Origin of the sequence: Bacillus sp. MYb56 (assembly GCF_002976445.1) — a bacterium.
GTDB classification, from domain to species: Bacteria; Bacillota; Bacilli; order Bacillales; family Bacillaceae_G; genus Bacillus_A; species Bacillus_A mycoides.
On record NZ_PCOH01000007.1, the window covers coordinates 42,922 to 61,011 of the forward strand.

The following is an 18,090-nucleotide window of genomic DNA, read 5'->3' on the forward strand; positions in this document are numbered from 1 at the left end:
TCCTTTCTATATAAAAGGAATGTTTTTTGATTATTCTAAAAATTTAATTGAATTATCACACGAGAATGCCTTTTTGTCAATATGGTTTCAGCACCTATCGGAAAAATAGGCCTATCACATGTAAACACTCCTGTCTATTTAGCATTTGATTTTGTACATATAAAAAATACGTTATTCTTCTTATTAAAGAATAACGTATTTTTCTCATTTATTATTTTTTTATTGCCCTATACAGAAATTGCGCATATTGCTCACGTGTTACGAAATCATCCCCTAAAAAGTTCCCATTCCCGTCACCTTTTGATATATTATTATCGACTAATGCTTTCACATATCCTTCTGCCCAATGACCTGTTGGTACGTCTGTAAAGTTCTCCAAATTATTTTCATTTTCATTTAACTGAAATACTTTTTGTAATACTACTGACATCTCGTACCTAGTTAATACTCCTTCTGGACGAAACTTACCTGTACCATCTCCTTGCATAATTCCAGCTTGTGCAACTGTAGCAATATCTTGCTCAAACATATGCCCTTTCGTATCAGTAAACATCTCTTTCTGCTCTACTTTATTTTCTAATTTCAAGTACCTTTGTACTAAAGACGCAACTTGTCCACGAGTAATACTATCCCCAAATCCAAATTGTCCATTTCCATATCCCTTGAAAATATTTTCTTTCGCTAAATAATGAATTGCTTCTTCTGACCAATGTCCTTTTGGTACATCTTTAAATTCTACTCCCTCTACTTTCTCATCTTCTTTAGAATTGTTGTCCCCTTTACTTTCTACTACATTTTGAATTACAGATCCTGTAAAGAAGATTCCTGTATCCGCAAATGGATCTTTCACTCCAAATTCATATACTTTCTCACCTGGTGTACTCCATTTCACTACACCATTACTATACGTACCACCATCACTCTTCAGACGGATTTTTGTAGATACCTCGCCGTCTTTTTCGTATATAGGTACTTTTACTTCTTTATTTACTTCTGTATCCTCTAAAAAGACTTTTTGGTTTTGGACATTAATATAAGCTTTCTTACTTAGTTCTATTACTGGTCTAACATCGCGGATTTCATTTGCAACAAAACTTAAATATACTAACTTATTCAACTTACTAACTGGCGATAAGTCTGAAATATAATTTGCTTCTAAATCAAGTTTTTGTAAGTTTACTAGATTTGATAATGGAGTAATCTCCTTTAACTCATTATTAGGTAAATCTAATTCTGTAAGCTGAGTCATTTTAGCAAGTGGTGTCACATCTTCAATTTGATTTTTACCGATAAATAATTTATTTAATTGATTCATTTGATCAATACCCGATAAATCTTTAACCTTATTACGCGTTAATACTAAGTCCTTTAAAGGTAATGAATATAACGGTTTAATATCTTCAATTTGATTACCTGCTAAAGTTAAGTATGTTACATTTTTCAATGCGCTTAATGGAGCAACATCCGTAATTTTATTATTTGCTAAATTCAAGTAATCTAGTTGTTCCATTTTCGCTAATGCTGTTACATCTTCTATTTGGTTGCCTGATAGATATAAACTTTTTACATTTTTCATTTCAATTAGTGGTGCAACGTTTGTAATTTTATTATTACTCAAATCAAGAGATTCTAAATTTTCCATCTTAACAAGTGGTGTTACATCTGAAAATTCATTACCACGCAAAGCTAAATGATTTAATTGCTTTAAATTCGCAAAGAACGACGGATCTGTTATCTTCGCATTCGCAACTGTTAAAGATTTTAAATTTGGCATATATTTTAATGCACTATAATCCAGAATCTCATTCGTGTTTAAAAACAAGTCCTTTACTTGTAATAACTCTTCTTTCGTAATTGGTGTATTTAAATCTTTTCTATTAAATACTTTTTTATTAACAAGTTCTCTTAATTTGTTATCTGTTATCATATTTTGATTATCAACTGGATTATCTGTTTCCGTATTGCCTGAATTAGAGTTATCATCTGGTTTCTCTGTTTCTTTTTCACCTACAGTTGGATCTTTAATTTCAAATTGAACTTGATATTTGTGATCATATCCAATAGCCGGAATAAATATATGCATTTGCATATTGTGCTTCTGCTCAAATTCGCCAATTTCAAATTGGACTACTTTCGTTCCATTTTTTCTTTTATCTTCTGACAGAACTTTCACATCATGAAATACACCAGGTTGATTTCTATCTTCTATTCTAAGATATTGAAAATAATCGCTATCTTGTATTGTTACAGTAACGATTTTTTTCCCATCTTCAATTGCTACTTTAGGATTTTTTATGTACTGAGAAACCATAGATGGCTCATCTTTTTGATCCTTATATATTTTAATCTCAGTATCATACGTGCGATCACTGGCTGCTGCTACCGACTGGTTTGCTTCAATTTTTATTGCTGCTAACGCTGGAGTAGAATACGCAGCAAATGGAATAGCTAATGTTGTTGCTACTACTAGAGCTTTAATATAACTTTTTTTCAAAATAATATCCCCTTATCTTATATATATTCCAATTGATAATTACTATCAATTGCTAACATAATAAATGATAATGAATCTCATTATCATTGTCAACAAGAATATTACATTACGTTTATATTTCCATAGATAAAAAATAAAAAACCCTTTACTCAAAGGGCTTTTTTGCCTATCGTATGAAGGATTTCACTTTTTTCTTTTTCATTAATAACACCAATTTTTTGCAAAATGTTTGCATACAATACAAGTTTATTATATATCCGTTCCGACATACTTTCCCTTCTTTCCTTCGACCAACTTTTTTTGTATTGGTAAATTATATGAACGAGATGAGAAAATGTGTCCACTTTTTGCATAAATACAAAGCTTTTATTTTTTTACTTGCTGATAGTAAAACTCCCACCTAAAAATTAGGTGGGAGTTTAAACGTATTCAATTCATTTAGCAAACTGTCCATTGAATATTATGCTTTTTGACTTCTTCTTCAAAACTATAGGGCATTTTCTTATCACAAATAATATGTTGAATACGAGAAAATCCTGCTATTCGGTAGTTCCCTTTTACGCCTACCTTTGTATGATCGCATAAAATATACGTTTTCTCAGCTAATTTCATCATCGCTTCTGACAGTTTCGCCTTTTCTAATTCAAAGCTAGAAACCCCAAAACCTTGCAACAACCCATCAATCGAAACGAATGCTTTATGAAAATGAAATTGATGAATTACTTGCTGTGAAATAGACCCCGACACACGTGAATGTTTTGGAGATACTTTCCCGCCTATAAATAAAACTTCACCGTGAAACATCTTTTTATTAATAGAAGAAATTAATTGTGTTGCTACTGGAAATGAACTTGTTACAATCGTTAAATTTTTACGATGAACAAGATATGGCACCATTTGAAGTGGTGTACTTCCATCATCAATCGCAATAACATCTCCATCTTCCACAAACGTTGCTGCTTTATACCCAATTCTTTTCTTCTCTTCTATATGCAGCATCTCTCGTTCTAACATCGGTGCCTCTATCCCAGCTCCCGGAAGTTGAACGGCTCCACCGTACACTTTCTTCAATTTTTTTTCACGATCTAATTCTTCTAAATACCGACGAATCGTCTCTGTTGATACTGCGAACTCTCTCGCTAATTCTGAAACTTTTACTTTTCCTTTAAACTCTACCTTCTCAAGAATTGTCCTCTTTCTCTCTTCACCTACTACAGACATAGCCTCACCCCATTTATATCTACCTCATAAACTGTCTTACTTATACAAAGTTATAATTTTCTTTTTCAGTGAAAATCTCTTCATGAATATAAATACCGCGCTTTTCTAGTTCGTCAAAAATAATTTGTGGATTTTCGAAAGCTTCTTCAGGAGTAATAACACCGACTTTATTAACTACTCCTTTTGCAATTAACTCTGTAGCGATTCCAAATGGGATACCAACATTTCTTGTATAGGCCCTTAATTTCTCCCAACCTACTACAGAACCGTCAGATAGCGGATGCGTATGGTATAACACATGCCTTTGTTCTTGATTATTTTTCATACCTACTACTTCTACATGAAGTGCATAACCATAAAGCTCTGTTGCTTGTCCTTCTTTCGATTTTAATAGATACTTCGAAATACAATCCATAATACCAATTTCTTTACCGTTTATTTCAATTTGATCATTACGCAATATACCATAATCATATAAAGCACGAACGAGCTGCATATTTTGCTCTGGCCAAGTTCCTCTTGTTTCAATAAGTTGTACACCTTTATCTTCCAGTGCCTTCGCTAACGTAATCGTTTCTGAATGCGGGATTATATACTGCATTGTTTTTCCGTAAGGTGCTGGTAATTCAATTTCTCTCGGGCGCGCAAACGGAGGTACTTGCTTAAATTCACCTTCCTCATACACTGTACGCGTCGGCAAATGTGGATCATATTCATATGTCGTTGTCTCTGTAATTGATGCAGAAAAAGCAATTGGACGATACGAGCCATGACTTACTCGAACTGACTCTACAGTATCTAACTGATTTGCTGCATACATGGCCATCATTTGCGTTACACCTGGTGTCATACCAAACCCAGGTAAACATGTTGTTCCATGTTGAACAAATTTGGAGTGGGATTCATTTTCTTCACCAAATCCATTTAAGTTCACACCGTGACAACCGGCATCTGCGATACAGCGAGTAGACAATCCATTTAACTTTATCGTCGTACCATCCATTACAATGTTATAGCCCTTCATTTTTGCGACCGTATCCTCATGATTTGTCACATCGACTTTCACAAAATCAACACGAGGATCACTTAACCACTCTACTACTTTTCGGCCTTCCTCTTCATTAAAATCGGCTACCGTAATCGTCTCAAAAGATGAAAATTGAACTAAATCTAAAATTGCTTCACGACAAATTTTACCTGCTCCACCTAAGCAAAATACTTTCACCCTATAACAACCCCTTTAGCAATACTATCAACTAAGCGATTAATATCGTCTTCATGTACATCACCGATATTTCCAATGCGGAACGTATCTACTTTCGAAATTTTACCTGGATAAATAACAAATCCATATCGCTTTAATTCATTATATAGCTGCAAAAATTCAAATCCTGCTTCTGGATAAATGAAAGATGTAATAATAGGAGATTGATATTTTTCATCTACTAATGGCTTAAAGCCCATTTCTTTCATCTTGTGCACTAGTAGTTTTTGATTGCTATAATATCGATTGTAACGGGCTCTTACCCCGCCTTCTTCTTCTAATTCAAGTAATGCCTGATAAAAAGCATGTACAACATGTGTAGGTGAAGTAAAGCGCCATTTCCCATTTTGCTCTTCCATCGTTTCCCACTGATCATATAAATCTAATGATAAAGAACGAGCTTGCCCTTTACATTTCAATAGTTCATCACGATTTGCGATGACAAAACCGAATCCGGGAACACCTTGAATACATTTATTCGCACTACTAATTAGAAAGTCAATTTGCAACTCAGCGATATCTATTTCAATACCACCGAAACTACTCATTGCGTCAACCAGTGTAACTTTTCCGTATTGTTTTCCCAATTTACATACGTCTACAATTGGATTAATAATACCTGTAGTTGTTTCACAATGAACAACTACAATATGCGTAATCTCTTTATCTTGTTGTAATAACTGTTCTACTTCTGCAATATTAGTAGGCTCCCACTCTTCTGTTTGACTGACCACCACATCTATATGTAACATCTCTGCCATTTGTACAATCCGCTTACCGTACGCACCATTTGTACAAACTAGCAGCTTTCCGTTTCTAGGAATAACAGAACCAATTACTGCTTCAACCGCAAACGTACCGCTTCCCTGCATTAAAACTGTTGTGTACTTTTCTTCTTCCTTTGTCGCTAACGATACAAGCCTATTTCTTACATCTTGCACCATAGTGTTATATTCAACATCCCACGTACACCAATCGTATAACATAACTTCTTTTACAGTTTTTGTTGTCGTTAATGGTCCTGGTGTTAATAATAAATAGTGATTTTCATTCATGATCGTGTGCCCCCCTTTATGAAATAATAAGTTCTTGTTTCTCGATATGTTCAATTACGTTTTCGAGCTCCTGCATCGTTTCAATTGTAAAATGAGCCCCATTTTCAACGAAACGATTACGAACTACTTCTATTTTTTCACGAAGATCTAACGGATCCATATTCTCAACTTCCTCTTCCGTTAAACCGAGCTCACTACTACCGAGGATTACACCAACTGTCCACATTCCAGCATTTCTGCCCTCTTTCATATCTGACACGGTGTCTCCAACTTTTATCATATGATTCATTGGGTATACACAGAGTTCCATCGCATTTTTATAACACATCCACGGATATGGACGACCTGCTGGAACATCATTTGGCGTCACAAGAAAATCAGGTTTATACCCTTGTATTTCTGCTTCTTTTGCAACAATGTCCATCATTTCTCTCGTATAACCAGTTGTTGATCCAATTTTAATACCTCTTTCACGTAGTGAAGAAACCACTTCTTTTACCCCATCAATTGGCGTGGCATAGTACGGTAAAATAGCAAAGAGAATTTCTTCAAACTCTTCATACATCTCATGAATATCTTCTTCTGTTGGTAATTGTCCGAAGACATGCTTCCACTCATTCGAAATACGGGGCATTTCCGTTAATACCCTAACATGATCAATCTTCAATAACCCCATTGGTTTGCGTGCTTCTTCTGCTGTAATTTCAACACCGCGTTTATGAAAAATCTTCATGAATACTTCTAATGGTGCAAAACATCCGTAATCAACTGTCGTACCTGCCCAATCAAAAATAACTGCTTCAATTTTCATTCTATCCATCACCCTTCTTACTTATCTTTTTTGCCATTGTGACGTTCGGTTACGAAGTGCTTTCGTTCCCCATTCATATACAACCCTCACTACAATATTTGTAACAACAATAAGTACACTCATTGCAGCTGCTGGTGCTACATTTCCTGCATCGTCCATATTTACAATTGATACAGCAGCTAGTTTAAAATCAGCCGCATATAAGAACACTACTGCCGATACAGTCACCATTGAATTTACGAAATAGTACATAACCATTTCTAAAATAGCTGGTAAACACATCGGTACTGTTACTCGAAAGAAAGTTTTATAAAACGGTACGCTCATCGACTGTGAAACAAGTTCAAACTCTCGGTCTAGTTTCTTTAAAGCAGTCGTTGCGGTAACAAACGTTACAGAGTAAAAATGAATGATATTTACTAATACTAAAACAGCAATTGTGCCATATAAGGAATGAAACGGATTTGTTACTGAAAGTCCTAGAATTTGAATTGTTGGTTGACTAAAGAAAAAGACATATCCTAATCCAAGTACTAATCCAGGAATCGCTAACGGTACAATAGAGAAAAAGTAGCCTACTTTTCTGAAAAACTGTAGCTGTTCTATTTTTTCAATCGCATAAGCGAACACAAATGTTAAAATCGCCCCGATAACTGCCGTAATAGCTGAGACAATTACACTATTTTTAAATGCTTCAATTCCGTCTCCTGTCAAACTTGAAAAATTAAAATGCTCAAGTGTAAAACTCATATTATATGGCCATACTTTCACACTTGCAGCAATACCAACTGCCACAAATAAAAGAATGATCATAAACGTGACTACGCTACAATATACGAATGAAATAACATCTCTTTTCTTATTATTTATTATTCTGTAAGGTACTGCTTTTGAAGATAAGAGATTCGCCTGTTTTCTTTGCGTAATACGATCAACTGCAAATGCGAAAATAGCTGGGATCAATAAAATCATTCCGACAGTTGCGCCCATGGACATATTTTGCTGTCCAATTACTTGCTTATATACGTCAGTAGCAAGTACGTTATATTGTCCTCCAACAATTTTAGGTGCCCCAAAATCAGTGAAACTAAGTGTAAATACAACGAACATCGCACTAATTAATCCGTATTTCACACTAGGTAAAGTAACCGTAAAAAACTGTTTCACTTTACTTGCACCCAACATATTAGAAGCTTCATATAAACGATAATCAGAACCTTGGAGAGCAATTAATAAAATAAGGAATGCTTGCGGAAATGTATACATAACTTCAGCCATTACAATTCCTACTGGTCCGTATAACGGTATTTGTATTCCTTCAAATAAACCAAACATTCCTTTTGTTATTAACCCTTGATTACCAAATAAATATGTAAGCGCAATACCGTGCATCATCGTTGGTGCGAATAATGGTAATAATGCTATGTATTGAAATACGCGCTTTCCAAAAACATTTGTACGAGCGATCGCATATGCGTAAGCGAAAGCGAGTGTAACCGAAATAATTGTTGTAGCGCCCGAAATCCATATCGTATTTTGTAGTGATTGAACTAGCGTTGGTGTTGTGAAATATTTACTGAAATTCGCAACACCAACAAAAGCTCCATCTTTATCATAAAAGGCTTGTGTAAACAGTTGTAATAAAGGCAATACAAGCATGATAAAAAACGCGAGAAGCATACCAATAATTAATAGTCTTTGTATCCACTCTTCTTTACCGATACGTCTCTTAATCTTTTTTTTTGTACTTTCTGCCTTAAAGTTTTCTAACATCTCCATCTATACAATGACCTTCTTTCCATATGACAACATATGATTTTCTGAGAAAGAGATTTGAATTGGCTTTCCTTTTCTAATAGCAGTTTCCTCTACTTCTGATGCCAATATATCCACTACAATTTTCTCATTATAAAGGTGTGTTTTCTCTTCTATGACCCGCACTTCCGTCCGGTATACAGAACCGCGAAATTCCATGCTTTCTACAACTGTTTTAATACCATTATTTTGTACAACTGTTACATGTTCAGGACGAATCGCATGTTCTTCGTTATTTTTCGAAAAGAAATTAATAGAACCAATAAAATCTGCCACAAACGGATTGGCTGGTCTTTGATAAATCTCCTCTGGTGTTCCAATCTGCATAATTTCCGCATGATTCATTACAACAATTTTATCAGCCATCGTTAATGCCTCTTCTTGATCATGCGTTACCATAATAGTTGTTACTCCCACTTTTTCTTGCAAATCACGCATTTCTCTGCGCAACTTTTCACGCACTTTTGCATCTAAAGCAGATAACGGCTCATCAAGTAACAAAATATCGGGAGACAGAGCGAGCGCACGTGCAAGTGCTACTCGCTGCTGTTGTCCACCAGATATTTGAGCAGGATATTTATCTTTTACATTCAGCAAATCCACAAGTTCTAACGCCGATAGCGCTTTTTCTTTTACTTCTGCTTTTCCATATTTTTTTGTTTTTAAGCCGTATTCAATGTTTTCAAGTGCAGTTAAATTCGGAAATAATGAATACGATTGAAAAACCATTCCGAAGTTCCTCTTTCCAGGTGGTAATGCTGTAATATCTTTTCCATTCACAGCAATACTACCTGTTGTTGCCTCTTCTAGCCCCGCTAAAATTCGGAGCAATGTCGTTTTCCCACAACCACTTGGGCCTAATAAACAAACAAACTCATTTTTTTTCACAGTAAAAGAAATATCCTTTAACGCTGTAAATGCATCAAACTGTTTTTGGATGTGTTGAATTGATAAATATTCGCTCATTTTTCTCTCTCCCACTCACTTACTTTTTCGGTTCTGCTTTTTGGCCAAACTCTTTTTCCCATTTTTCTAAAATTTTGTCACGATTTTCTGCTGCCCATTTAAAGTCATTCTTTTTATATAACTTTTCTGTCACATCTTTAGGGAATCCATCTGGAAGTTTATAATCATTTTTAATTGTCGCAAATCCATTTTTCTCGAAGTATAACTTCATTACATCATCTGTAATTGCCCAATCTAAAAATGCTTGCGCTAATTTATCATTTTTAGCATTATCTTTTTTAATAAGTGCGTTCGCTTCTACTTCCCAGCCTAATCCTTCTTTCGGCAGTACAACTTCAACTGGTGCACCTTTTTGTTTCTCTTTCAAAGCACTATAAACCATTGATACACCAACTGGATATTCACCTGCACCTGCTAATTTCGCTGGTTTTGAACCTGAATGAGTATAAGTTGCCATATTATCATGAAGTTTCTTCATGTAATCCCAGCCCTTATCTTCTCCCATAATTTGTAGCCATGCAGAAACTGTTAAAAATCCTGTTCCAGAAGAAGCCGGATGCGGCATAACTAGCGTTCCTTTATATTCTGGTTTCGTTAAATCTTCATATGATTCTGGCATCGGTAAATTTTTCTTCTTCAATTCTTCTTTATTTACAGCAATCCCCGTCATAAATGCAGTATTTCCTACCCATTTTTCTGGTTTTTTATCGTCTTTAAATTGCGAAAGGACACGATCTGCTCCTTTTGGAGAGTATCCTTTTAACATATCTTTTTTCTCTAAAGCTAATAGACTAGACGCTGCAGTTCCCCATACAACATCTGCTTGTGTATTTTTTCCTTCAGCTAGCAATTTCGCTGTAATAACTCCTGTTGAATCACGAACAATGTTCAACTTCACGTCTGGGTACTTCTGTTTAAAAGAATCAAGATAAATCGGTACAAGCTCTTCTTCAATCGCTGTGTAAACAGTTAATGATCCAGATAATTTATCATCTTTTACTTTTGCTCCAGCACTTTCTTCTTTCTTTGCACCACACCCCATTAATAACGAAAATACCATTCCAGTTGCTACAGCTTTAAAGATTGTTTTTTTCACTGTCTCTCTCTCCTTTTACAAATCTTATGTACAACTCTAATATAAACAACTAGTGTAAAAGCAGTATTAAACCAACATTAATCTTTTGTTTGTTGTTTGTTTTTGTGTAATACGTTGCTACTTCTATGTTTTTTCGCATTTTTCTGCTAATATCAAACGTGAAATTTACAAATAATTAAAAAAACCTTTATAATCCCACAAAAAAATGAGGCGTTTGTAAAAAACGCCTCATTTTTGTTTACCTTTTTTTGAATTACGATTTGCATACTTCGTACTATTTTCTCCTTCATACTCTAATGCAAATTCTGCATCTGGTAAGCTTTCTTTCGGAGTTTTATTATTATTAATTGCTGCATTTTGTTTTACTTTTCTTTTTACCAACATACTCACCTGCTCTCACGAAATAACTTTCTATTCTAGTTTGAAACAACTTACAGTAATTATTACTGGGAAGTGTTAACAAGTACATAAGAGCTTATAGATGGAAATACTACATACGAACAAGCCATTACAAAAAGGAGCGATTACTTTGAAAGAAAAAGAAACGATACAATCGCCAATTTTAGACGAGACGCTCCCTCATCAAATGAACTTTCCTTCTTTTAAAGGCACAGGCAAAAAGATGCAACAACCTTTTATAAATCAATATGATGTTGTAATTGGAGACAGTAAATACGATTCCACTAACAGTCCTCTTAATAATTGGAGTGATGAGGTAGATCCTGCCATTATGGCTGGGGAAGAATGGATACATCCTACAAATGATATCGGATGGATTTCAGAAGAAAATCAAGAACTACTTAAAAACGAAGTTGATAAGAAAAATGATGCTTTTATGCATCCTCAATTTGGAATTAACGACTAAAAAACCATTCTACCTAACATAGGTAGAATGGTTTCATACTATCCAATAATAATTCTCTCTTTCGGATATTTATAGCGAGGCGGTTGCTCTCTTCCGCCACTAGCTAATATAAATGTTAAAATACCGACGCGTCCGATAAACATAAGTACAATGAGTACAAGTTTACCAACAGTTGTTAAATCAGGAGTAACACCTGTTGATAGTCCCGTCGTTCCGAAAGCAGAACAAACTTCAACGATTAAGCTCATAAGCGGTACATTTTCCGTAATAGATAAAATGAATAGCGCTGAGGCACATAATAAAATCCCCATCGTCATAACGACAGATGCTTTCAACACGTCCTCTTCATGTAGCTGACGTTTGAAAACTCGGACTGTTCTCCCGCCTCTTGCAAATGTATATAACGATAATATACTAACTGCAAATGTTGTTGTACGTATTCCGCCCCCAACTGAACTTGGAGATGCCCCAATGAACATTAATATACTCATAAATAAAAGCGTTGGTTGTGATAATTCACGTATGTCCATTGTAGCGAGTCCTCCACTTCGCGTCGTCACAGATTGGAATAATGTATAAAATACAGTTTCATGCCATGACTTTCCTACTAAAAAATGATTTCGTTCTAATAGAAAAATCATAATTGTTCCAACAATAACGAGTACAAAAAATGTCGTTGTCGTCAATTTTGTAAATAACGAAAAGCGAAATAGTTGTTGTCGCTTTTTACTAAGGAATTGTTTTACTTCCATTAACACTGGGAAACCGATAGCTCCTAAAATAATAAGCAACATATGAATCATTTGAACAATATAATCTTTTTTGTACGGAATAAGTGATTGTCCTGTTAAATCAAATCCTCCGTTCGTTGTTGCGCTCACAGCGGCAAAGAAACCGTGAAAATATGCTTCTTGCCAAGTCGGGAAATATAGTAAGAACCTTGTACCTAACAGTATTGCTCCAATGAGTTCTATCGAAATAATTACAATTAAAATAGAACGCATCAATTCTACAAGGCCCGATAAATTCCCTTGGTTATGGTCTGCCATAATTAATCTTCTTCTTTGCAAACCAATCTTTTTCCCCGTTATAATCCAGACGAATGTACCAAGCGCCATAATTCCTAATCCGCCTAATTGTAAAATAAGGGCTAAAACAATAATTCCTGCCGTTGTAAACGTATCTGAAATCGTAACAACAGACAGTCCCGTAACACTTACCGCACTAACAGATGTAAATAGTGCATCGATAAATGTCCATTTCACTTCAGGCTTCGTAACAAATGGTAAACTAAGCAAAATTACCGATACGACTACTGCTAGTAAATAAAATACAACGATAAGTTGTACGGGACGTAACTTTTGTAAAAACTTTTTTATATTTCTCATTCCATCACTTCGCTACCTTTTTTCTATCGATTAAATAAAGAAAAATCATCACTTTCTTCATTTGTAAATAACTGCTGAAATAGTTTCGCAAATACCATTCCGTATACAGTTCCATTTCCCCCATACGGCAGTGCGTAATATAAATTATGTATTTTTTTATCTTCTTTTAAAATAGGAAGACCGTCATGACTGCCACCAAATGCTGCTGCCCAATAGTATTCTGCCCGTATATTTTTATACTGCGGGAACATTTCTTTTACAATGTTAATAAGAAGATCACGCTTATGCAATAATTTCGTATCGCCGATTTTTTGAATTTTCAGCGCCTCATCTAATCCGCCTATAACAATGCGGTTTTGATACGTTCGACTATACAAATACGGACGTGCTGTTTCCCAAATTAACGATTGCTCATGCCAGCCTTCAAAATAATCTATCTTATTTGTCACAACGGCATAAGACGTTTCTACTGTTGTATTTTTTTCTTTCTTTCCAAAAATTGCTTCATAACCTGTCGCCATAATAATATTCTTTGCTACTATTTTATTTCCTGTATTCGTGTAACAAATTAAATCATTTTGGATTTGTTTAATATGTAATGCCTCTGTATGTTCGTATATAGTAGCGCCCATTTGTTTCGCTTTATGCAAAAGACTATGCGCTAATAAATACGGATTCACTTCTGCATCACCGCTTGTATATAACGCTGCTTGTTTTGCAAATGAATAACGTTTCTTAATATCAGACTCTGTAAAATATTCAACCGGAAATCCATAATGGCGTAACGTATTATATTCTTCTTGTAAAAATGAAACATCCTCATCTCTACTTGCATAATACAAACTATTTCGCGGAATAAAATGGGGATCAATATCGAGAGTTGGCACAACCTTCTCCATTGTTTGCAGCGCTTCATAACAAAGTCTATATGCTCGTACCCCTTTCTCTTCACCAAATGTATGAATAAGAGAGGTTAACGATTTATCATGAACAAATTGTAATAATCCTGTATTTGCAGCTGTGCTACCACATGCAATTGCTCTTTTTTCAATGAGCATAACACGCATTCCAATTTTAGCTAACGAATACGCTATATGAGCACCTGCTTCTCCACTTCCAATTACTAGTACATCACATATCATATCATTTTCTAACGTTGGATAACAAGGCACAGAAACTCCAGCACTCCAAAACAACTTACCAGTCATAAGCTTCATATATTATACTCCTACCATGTAATTTTCTCCTTTCTATGTTTCGTCATTTTCCATAAAAAAATCCAACTAACATACGCTAGTTGGATTTCTTCTCTTTAATTAGAACGCTCTTCAAGCCAATTTCCAACCGTCGGATATGTTTGCTTTACAGCCGTTCCACCATACACAATAGACATATGTCCTGTCGGTAAACATACATATTGTTTATCTGTGCTAGAAATATGATCAAGTAAAGCTTCTACTTGACATGGCAGAGCGATATGATCACGCTTCGCAGAAATATTTAAGACATTCGCCTTAATATTTGCAAGGTCTACCTTTTGTCCGCGAATAACGAGTTCACCCTTCACTAATTTATTATTTTGATAAAAATCACGAATCCATTGTCTATACGATTCACCCGGGAACGGAATACCATCGCCTACCCACTTTTGAACTAATTTCCAACTTTCGACGAAGCGCTCATTTTCTGAACGATCGACTAAAGCAACATATGGACCGACAAAGTTTGTAATTGGTTTTAACATCTTATTTCCGAAATCAATCATTTCTGGCGGAATATTTCCGAATGTATCAACCGCTTTATCTAAATTGAAATATTTCTCATCTAATAAAGGACCGTATAATCCTGTTTCAGAGAAATCAAAAGGACTTGTCATAAAAATCAAGTTACGAATTGGCATGTCCGGATGAAGCGCTGCATAAATAGATGTTAACGTTCCACCCATGCAATAACCAAGTAAAGAAATCTCGTCCGATTTTGCAGTTCTCATTACTTTTTTCACTGCTTTTGCAATATAATCGAACACGAAATCATCAAACTTCAAATGACTATCTTCTAAACCGAATGTGCCCCAATCAAGCATATACACATCAAAACCACGATCTACTAAGTATTCCACTAAACTATTTCCTGGAGTTAAATCCATAATATACGGTTTATTAATAAGAGCGTATATTAATAAGATTGGAACTCTCTGTGTTTTTTCTTGTTTTGGAATGTAACGATACAGCTTCGTTTTATTCTTCGTCCAAATAACCTCTTTCGGTGTTAAACCAACTTGTGGTTCTGGTTCGCGTAATAAAACTTCGCTCGCTCTTTTCACACGGCGATATGCTTTACGATATTCTTCTGGGTACAACTCCAATTGCTTTTCCCATTCCGTTACGAATGTAGTCATTTTTCCTATCTCCTTTTTGGTCAATTTCTTTCTAAAAAAAGAAGTGCATTCCTGCTATGGATATGCACTTTTTTCTTACTTCATTACATGTATAATCCGCCGTTAATGTTTAATTGCTGACCTGTGATATACGCACCGTCACGGCATAGATATACTACACCTTTTGCAATTTCATCGGCTTGACCAAAACGTTTTTTCGGGATTTTCGCAACGATTTTTTGACGCACTTCTTCTGGTACTTCTGCTACCATTTCAGTATCAATAAATCCTGGGCAAATTGCGTTTACAGTTACATTTGTTCTTGCAAGTTCTAACGCTAATGATTTTGTAAATCCTAGCATACCTGCTTTTGCTGCTGAGTAGTTTGTTTGTCCAAATCCACCAGCTTGGCCAATAATAGAAGAAATACTAATGATTCTTCCTTCTTCTGCTTCCGATATGTATGGAAGTACCGCGCTTGTCGTATTAAATACACTGCTTAAGTTCACGTCAATTACGCGCTCCCAATCTTCACGATTTAACTTCTTGAATGTACGATCTCTTGTAATACCAGCATTATTAACAAGAATATCAACTTGACCAAAATGATTCACAGCTTCTTCTACAAGTCTGTTTGCATCTTCTACTTTAGAAACATCCGCTTGAACTGCATAAACGTCATGTCCTTCTTTTCCTAATTCATTTACTAAGTTTTCAGCTGCTTCTTTACTGCTGTTATAGTTAATAACTACTTTTGCTCCCTCTTGTGCTAATGCTACTGTGATTGCTTTTCCAATTCCTTTTGCCCCACCTGTTACGATTGCTACTTTGCCATTTAATTGAACCATTTCTTTTCCCCCTTAAATGAATTTGTGAACGATTGTTATGAATCATTTTGGTACTCATACTAATTGAGTCCATATATTAATTATGTTTCGTTGTTTATACATGAAAAGAGATTCTCCCTCTCTCTTTTACACGTTATAAACAAACGCCATTATCACTTTTTATTTTCTGGCTTATTTACAGGCTTTACTTCTTCTTTTACAGGTACTTGTAGTTTAGCTAGTACTGCATTTTGCTTTTCTAGCAATTCTAAAATTTGATCAACTTTCGTTTCTAACGTGCGCATATCTTGTTTTACTTTCGTAACATCACGCTTTAATGTAGGAGCTTGTCCTAATGAATCCACTTTCTCTTCTAGAATTTCCTCGATGTTATCAACTTTATTTTCTAAGTTAATAACAAGCGTAGCTACTCTAGCGATATCCTCTCTCGTCGGCACATTCACCTGTTCTAAATAATTTTTTGTCGTATCATTTAATGCTTTTTGATAAAACAAATTCAAATCTAGAACGCTGCCCATCCAAGCAGAATATTCTTCTGTTTTAATTGTTTCATTGAGCGCTTTTCCCCAAAATGTTTCGGTTTGTTCATAAGCATTTTTCCATGCTTGCAATGGATCGAATTTTTGATCAATCACTTCGACTACACTCCCTTTTTCGTTTTTGAAACAATTCAACCTATTCACTATTTTCTAATATTCCGAATAAAACTTCAAGTATATATTTTATTTTTCTTTATTTTCTAACAAATGTATTGACATTAAAAACAGATAGGTGTAAATTGCACTTATAAGCAAAAAATTCCATCTAACTGATTCATGAGGTGATGTACAATCATGCTACATAATGAACCAGAACACCCAGAAAGTTTGGAAAAAAACCAAGCGAAACAACCAAACTCCATGCCAAAAAACTTCTTAGTTCCTTTCTTACTTCTCTGTCTAAAAGACTGGAGTCTTCATGGTTACAAACTTATTCAAATGCTAATGGACATCGGCTTTTCTTCTGTTGACCAAGGTAATGTGTATAGGACACTACGCAAATTAGAAAAAGAAAATCTTATTTCTTCTACTTGGGATACAAGCGAAGGCGGGCCAGCGAAACGAATTTATTCTTTAACAGAATATGGAGAGCAATATTTAACAACATGTGCGACTTCTTTTGAACATTATCAAAATATGTTGCGGACGTTTTTCACGTTATACACCAATGCATTCTTTCCATTTTCTACTTCTCCAGAAAAGGATGAAAAGGATTCTTCATCTTCACCTGGTGGTACAGCAGAGTAATCTGCGTTCACAATATGCAAAAAAAACATTTGGAGGTCAAACAATGGAAACTAAGCCATACGAATTAGTCGATGCATTTTGGAAAAACTGGTCTCAATCTCTTTCCCTCTTCTCTTCAGCTGGGAAACAATTAGAGCAACTTACTTTAGAAACGTTAAAACAACAACAAGACGCTTTGCATAAATTAACATCAGGAGTAGATGAACTAGAAAAAGAACTACACCAATTCACTGCTCAGTTCAATAACCAATATACAGACTATGTGAAGCAATTAACTGGAAACTCCTTAAATGATCAAATTAACGAGTGGCAAGAAAAGTGGAATGAGCTTTCTAATCAAATGCACCAACTTACTGTTTCGCCTACGAAAACATCTTTGTCTATTCTTACTCAAACTAGCGGCCAATTTGAAGAAACAACAAAACACTTTATCGAACAACAACAGTCGCAACGTGAAGAGGTTCAAAAACAGTTAGAAGTTTTTTTGGGAGAGTTCAAGTCCAAACAACTAGAACTCGCAAAGCAGTTCGAGGAAAACTCAAAAAATCTATTTACTTCCATCAAGTAAGAAAAATGTGGCAACTAACTGCAGCACAAACAAAAC

17 protein-coding genes are annotated in these 18,090 nt (G+C 35.1%); 3 read left to right on the plus strand and 14 right to left on the minus strand.

What is annotated here, in order from left to right; translation table 11 throughout:
- Positions 1–211 precede the first annotated feature (211 nt).
- From CQ058_RS11065 to CQ058_RS31805, 9 genes are all read right to left on the minus strand, one after another.
- The gene (locus CQ058_RS11065) at positions 212–2,494 is read right to left on the minus strand and encodes an NEAT domain-containing leucine-rich repeat protein (RefSeq protein ID WP_002188874.1); all 2,283 of its coding nucleotides are present in this window, start codon (positions 2,492–2,494) and stop codon (positions 212–214) included.
- Between the two features lie 438 nt (positions 2,495–2,932).
- A complete protein-coding gene (locus tag CQ058_RS11075; protein ID WP_002030497.1) occupies positions 2,933–3,715 on the minus strand; it encodes a DeoR/GlpR family DNA-binding transcription regulator in 783 nt (260 codons plus the stop codon).
- Between the two features lie 40 nt (positions 3,716–3,755).
- Entirely contained in the window at positions 3,756–4,940 is a 1,185-nt protein-coding gene (locus CQ058_RS11080) for a saccharopine dehydrogenase family protein (RefSeq protein WP_105589705.1), read from the minus strand.
- A complete protein-coding gene (gene phnW, locus CQ058_RS11085; RefSeq protein WP_002126166.1) occupies positions 4,937–6,034 on the minus strand; it encodes a 2-aminoethylphosphonate--pyruvate transaminase in 1,098 nt (365 codons plus the stop codon). Before phnW ends, CQ058_RS11080 begins: the two co-directional genes overlap by 4 nt.
- A gap of 16 nt (positions 6,035–6,050) precedes the next feature.
- Complete coding sequence (phnX, locus tag CQ058_RS11090; RefSeq protein ID WP_002186358.1) at positions 6,051–6,845, minus strand: phosphonoacetaldehyde hydrolase; 795 nt, start codon at positions 6,843–6,845, stop codon at positions 6,051–6,053.
- A 21-nt stretch (positions 6,846–6,866) separates the two neighbouring features.
- Positions 6,867–8,624 (minus strand): putative 2-aminoethylphosphonate ABC transporter permease subunit, encoded by a 1,758-nt coding sequence (locus CQ058_RS11095; protein ID WP_002188873.1) that lies wholly within the window; start codon positions 8,622–8,624, stop codon positions 6,867–6,869.
- Positions 8,625–9,626, minus strand: a complete 1,002-nt coding sequence (locus tag CQ058_RS11100) for a putative 2-aminoethylphosphonate ABC transporter ATP-binding protein (protein ID WP_002188872.1) — start codon at positions 9,624–9,626, stop codon at positions 8,625–8,627. It abuts the gene before it with no gap.
- 19 nt (positions 9,627–9,645) lie between these two features.
- Complete coding sequence (locus CQ058_RS11105; RefSeq protein ID WP_002030507.1) at positions 9,646–10,722, minus strand: putative 2-aminoethylphosphonate ABC transporter substrate-binding protein; 1,077 nt, start codon at positions 10,720–10,722, stop codon at positions 9,646–9,648.
- Positions 10,723–10,950: 228 nt separating this feature from the next.
- Entirely contained in the window at positions 10,951–11,106 is a 156-nt protein-coding gene (locus CQ058_RS31805; RefSeq protein ID WP_002188871.1) for a hypothetical protein, read from the minus strand.
- 97 nt (positions 11,107–11,203) lie between these two features.
- On the opposite strand from CQ058_RS31805, the gene CQ058_RS11120 reads away from it, so the two are divergent.
- On the plus strand, positions 11,204–11,587 hold the full coding sequence (locus CQ058_RS11120) for a DUF3905 domain-containing protein (RefSeq protein WP_002188870.1): 384 nt from the start codon (positions 11,204–11,206) through the stop codon (positions 11,585–11,587).
- A gap of 38 nt (positions 11,588–11,625) precedes the next feature.
- Here CQ058_RS11120 and CQ058_RS11125 read toward each other — a convergent pair whose 3' ends face one another.
- The 5 genes from CQ058_RS11125 to phaR form a co-directional block, all read right to left on the minus strand.
- Positions 11,626–12,975, minus strand: coding sequence for a TrkH family potassium uptake protein (locus CQ058_RS11125; protein ID WP_002188869.1), 1,350 nt, complete (start codon positions 12,973–12,975; stop codon positions 11,626–11,628).
- A 23-nt stretch (positions 12,976–12,998) separates the two neighbouring features.
- A complete protein-coding gene (locus CQ058_RS11130) occupies positions 12,999–14,192 on the minus strand; it encodes an NAD(P)/FAD-dependent oxidoreductase (RefSeq protein ID WP_002188868.1) in 1,194 nt (397 codons plus the stop codon).
- Positions 14,193–14,287: 95 nt separating this feature from the next.
- Positions 14,288–15,373 (minus strand): class III poly(R)-hydroxyalkanoic acid synthase subunit PhaC, encoded by a 1,086-nt coding sequence (phaC, locus tag CQ058_RS11135; protein ID WP_000206840.1) that lies wholly within the window; start codon positions 15,371–15,373, stop codon positions 14,288–14,290.
- 83 nt (positions 15,374–15,456) lie between these two features.
- Complete coding sequence (locus tag CQ058_RS11140; RefSeq protein ID WP_002030515.1) at positions 15,457–16,200, minus strand: acetoacetyl-CoA reductase; 744 nt, start codon at positions 16,198–16,200, stop codon at positions 15,457–15,459.
- Between the two features lie 152 nt (positions 16,201–16,352).
- Complete coding sequence (gene phaR / locus CQ058_RS11145; protein WP_000566956.1) at positions 16,353–16,835, minus strand: polyhydroxyalkanoic acid synthase subunit PhaR; 483 nt, start codon at positions 16,833–16,835, stop codon at positions 16,353–16,355.
- 198 nt (positions 16,836–17,033) lie between these two features.
- Between phaR and phaQ the strand changes: the two genes are divergently transcribed.
- Together phaQ and phaP are read left to right on the plus strand one after the other, a co-directional pair.
- Positions 17,034–17,486, plus strand: a complete 453-nt coding sequence (phaQ, locus tag CQ058_RS11150) for a poly-beta-hydroxybutyrate-responsive repressor (protein ID WP_000903018.1) — start codon at positions 17,034–17,036, stop codon at positions 17,484–17,486.
- A gap of 43 nt (positions 17,487–17,529) precedes the next feature.
- A complete protein-coding gene (gene phaP, locus CQ058_RS11155; protein WP_002011575.1) occupies positions 17,530–18,054 on the plus strand; it encodes a polyhydroxyalkanoic acid inclusion protein PhaP in 525 nt (174 codons plus the stop codon).
- The last annotated feature ends 36 nt before the right edge of the window (positions 18,055–18,090 follow it).